Below are 3,599 nucleotides of genomic sequence, written 5' to 3'. Positions count from 1 at the left end.
GCGCTTGCCGGGCACTTTGGGAAAACCTGGTCCAGCTCAAGAGTTTCATTACCCTCAATACAAGCCATATTACACAAGCGATTGTAGCGGGACTCTTGATGGAGCAGGCAGTAAGCTTGCGTGGCTGGATTCGCCCCGCGCTGGATTGGTATCGTTCAAATCGCGACGTCATGGTGCGTCAGCTGGACAGTGTGTTTTCGCCTTTCCCCGAGCAGATACGATGGAATCGACCCTCTGGCGGCTTTTTCCTGTCTCTTGATCTTCCTTTCAGATTTGGCGCGGACAGCGCGGACGAGTGTGCAAGGTGTTACAATGTCATTGTTATGCCGATGAGCTTCTTTGCGTTGGATAACTCTCAAGACTGCCGGATTCGATTAGCATTCAGCGCGGTTACTCCCGAGCAAATCCGAACCAGTGTGACAGGTTTAGGCCGCTATGTGGCGCGGCGGTTGGGGAGGGAACTGCCCAGCTTAGTGGATGGACTGGCCGAGGGATGAAGATGGCACCTCACTCTTCACCGGAGCGCGCAAGCGCTTGCGAACCAGGCGATCGGGATAGGCCACAACCTGCAGCGCGATCAATCTCCTCCAGCGTCTTTGTTGGCAATGGTACGCTTGCTATCAGCTGCGCGCAGCTGGCAATGGAGGTGGGCCACGACATTCGCGTAGTGCTATGTGGCGACGCTATATTCGCGGATTGGGCGGCTCGCGCCAATATCCCGTGTATTGCGAGTGTTGACGAGCTCTGCTCTCTTTTGAACGCGGAGCCGGTGGATTGGATTTTCTCCGTTGCCAATCCGCTTATATTGCCACCGGGCGTGTTTGGGCGAGCGCGACAAGGTGCTTTCAATTTCCACGACGGTCCACTGCCACGGTATGCAGGAACTCACGCGACGTCCTGGGCGCTGCTGGCCCAGGAGAGCGAGTATGCCATCACGTGGCATCGTATCGATGATGGTGTTGATACGGGTGACGTCGTGGTCCATCGCCAAGTGCTGATTGCGCCCACCGATACGGCACTGACCCTGAACCTCAAATGTTATGAGGCCGCTGTCGAGGGATTCCGCGAGCTTCTAACTGGTTTGGCGAAGGGAGAGCTTACCGCCTATCCGCAAGCGCTGGTGAACAGAAGCTATTTTCCAAGACGTCGACGCCCAGATGCGGCAGGCTGTCTGCGATGGGATCGATCCGCGCAAGACCTGTCAGCGATGACGCGTGCCCTAGACTTTGGCCCGTATCATCCCAATCCATTGTGTCTGCCCAAGGCGCTCGTAGGCGATGAGGTTGTCACAGTCAGACGCCTGGAGGTGTTGCCTCGACGCTCGGGCATTCCGGCAGGTTGCCTGCTTGAAATCCACTCCAGCCACTGGCGGGTGGCGACGGGTACGCAGGATGTTGAGGTTTGCTTTGGCAGCTCCGATGGTCAGGCGCTGGACGCGCGAGACCTCGCCAGGCATTCCAATCTGAATGAAGGTGATCGCCTGCCAATTTTGAGCGATGAACAGGCGCAGAGCATAACTGCCGCCCATGAATTGCTGGCGCCTTCAGAGGATTTTTGGCGACAGCGGCTTGAGCAGCTTAGAATATTGCAGTTTCCTTTCCTGTCGTCGTGCGTAGCTGGGGCGCCGCCCAAACGGCAGTCGAGTTCGTGGTTCATTGCAAGTGCGTTGGCTAAGCTGTCGCCACATGATCGCACGGAATACTTGGTAACGGCTTGGCTGATCTATCTCGCCCGCATCACGGGAGAAACAGAGCTTCAACTGGGATGGACGCCTGCATCGGATAGATCGCAAGCCGGTTTGAAAGCGGTGGAGGTGCTTATCGCCTCTGTCGTGCCGATGGAAGTTACCATTGATCTTGCACATGATTTTGAGGAAATGCGCAAAGCTGTGGCGGGCGAATGCGCTCAGCTGAGGGCGCACGCTAGCTTTGCCCGGGATCTTATCGCGCGCTGCCGGACAGTGCGAGGTGTGGAGGCGCTACGGTCGCACCGGCCCTGGCCGATTGGCATCACGATTACAGCAGATAGCTGTTCTGCCGCTGGCGATCTAGCTTCGAACGCGAGTTCTGAGACAACCCTATCCGGTGATTTGCTGACATTCGAGCTTTGCGCTCTGGATGGGAGCTTTCGATGGCATTTTGATGCAAGTCGATTGGCACCGGAGCAGATCGACCGCATGACGCAGCACTTACAAACATTGTTGCATAGTGTGCTGGCCGATGCAGGCCGGCCAGTGCGCGATCTGGACATCCTGCCGGCTGACGAGCGCACCTACCTGTTGGAGGAGTTGAACCGGACGGCGGCGGCCTATCCGTCGGACATGTGCATCCACGAGCTGTTCGAGGCGCAGGTGCGCCAGGCCCCCGATGCGGTGGCGGTAGTCTATGAGGACGAGCGCCTGAGCTATGGCGAGCTCAATGCCCAGGCCAACCGGCTGGCCCACCATCTGATCGCCTTGGGTGTAAAGCCGGATCAGCCGGTGGCGATCTGCCTGGAGCGCAGCCCGGCGATGGTGCTTGGTGTGCTGGCGATCCTCAAGGCCGGCGGCGCCTATCTGCCGCTCGATCCGGCCTATCCCTGCGCGCGGTTGCGGCAGGTTCTCGATGATGCCGCACCCAAGCTGCTGCTTTGCGACGCGGCCGGCCGCGCTGCGCTCGGCGCCGAGGCGCTGGCCGATGTGAGCGTGGTCGATCTGGAGACGGCGACACCAGCCTGGGCCGAATTGCCCGCCTGCGATCCCGAGCCGCGCGCCATTGGCCTGACCGCGCGCCATCTCGCCTATGTCATCTACACCTCAGGCTCCACCGGAACCCCAAAGGGCGTCATGGTCGAGCATGGAAGTCTGGTCAATCTCGGGTTGGCTCAGATCGGGCTTTTTGGCGCCTGTTCGAATAGCCGTGTTGTGCAGTTCGCCTCCTTCGGCTTTGATGCAAGTGCTTGGGAGCTTGTCATGGCGTTTGGCTCAGGCGCCGCATTACACTTGCCTGCGGACGAGCTCCGCCAGGCGAGTAACAAGCTATCGGATTACCTGCGAAGCGAAGCCATAACCCATGCGACATTACCTCCAGCCTTGCTTCAGGCAAGCAGGGATCCGGGATGTTTGGCATCGCAAGTTCTCATTCTTGCTGGCGAACTGCCGAAAGCTGAACTCGTCCGAAGTCTGGCCTCGGCATCTATCGTCAACGCCTATGGCCCGACCGAAGCAACAGTCTGCGCGACGGTTTGGAGTTGTCCCGATGACTTTGATGGGTCAGTTGTCCCGATCGGGCGTCCGATTGCGAACACGCGGGTGTACCTGCTGGACGGTCATGGTGCGCCCGTCCCGTTCGGGGCGGTGGGGGAGCTCTATATCGGCGGGGCGGGCGTTGCGCGGGGCTACCTGAACCGGCCTGATCTGACGGCGGAGCGGTTCATCGCCAGTCCCTTTGTGGAAGGCGATCGGCTGTATAAGACCGGTGACCTGGGGCGTTATCTGCCGGATGGCAATCTGGAGTTCCTGGGCCGCAACGATGACCAGGTGAAGATCCGCGGCTTCCGCATCGAGCCGGGCGAGATCGCGGCGCGGCTTTGCGAGCATGCCTGGGTGCGTGAGGCGGTGG

General features: G+C 59.6%; 1 protein-coding gene and 1 pseudogene. Both read left to right on the top strand.

All coding sequences use genetic code 11. The features are described from left to right. Positions 1-497: pseudogene (locus tag NKH90_RS34295) on the top strand (hypothetical protein); the annotation flags it as partial. Positions 498-640: 143 nt separating this feature from the next. Next, positions 641-3,599, top strand: a 2,959-nt coding sequence (locus NKH90_RS34290; RefSeq protein WP_352823715.1) for an amino acid adenylation domain-containing protein, incomplete at its 3' end; no start/stop codon positions are given.

This window comes from Mesorhizobium sp. M0898 (assembly GCF_040319695.1).
GTDB lineage: Bacteria > Pseudomonadota > Alphaproteobacteria > Rhizobiales > Rhizobiaceae > Mesorhizobium.
Note: the sequence above shows the minus strand (reverse complement) of the source record. Positions and strands in the feature narration are given on the sequence as shown.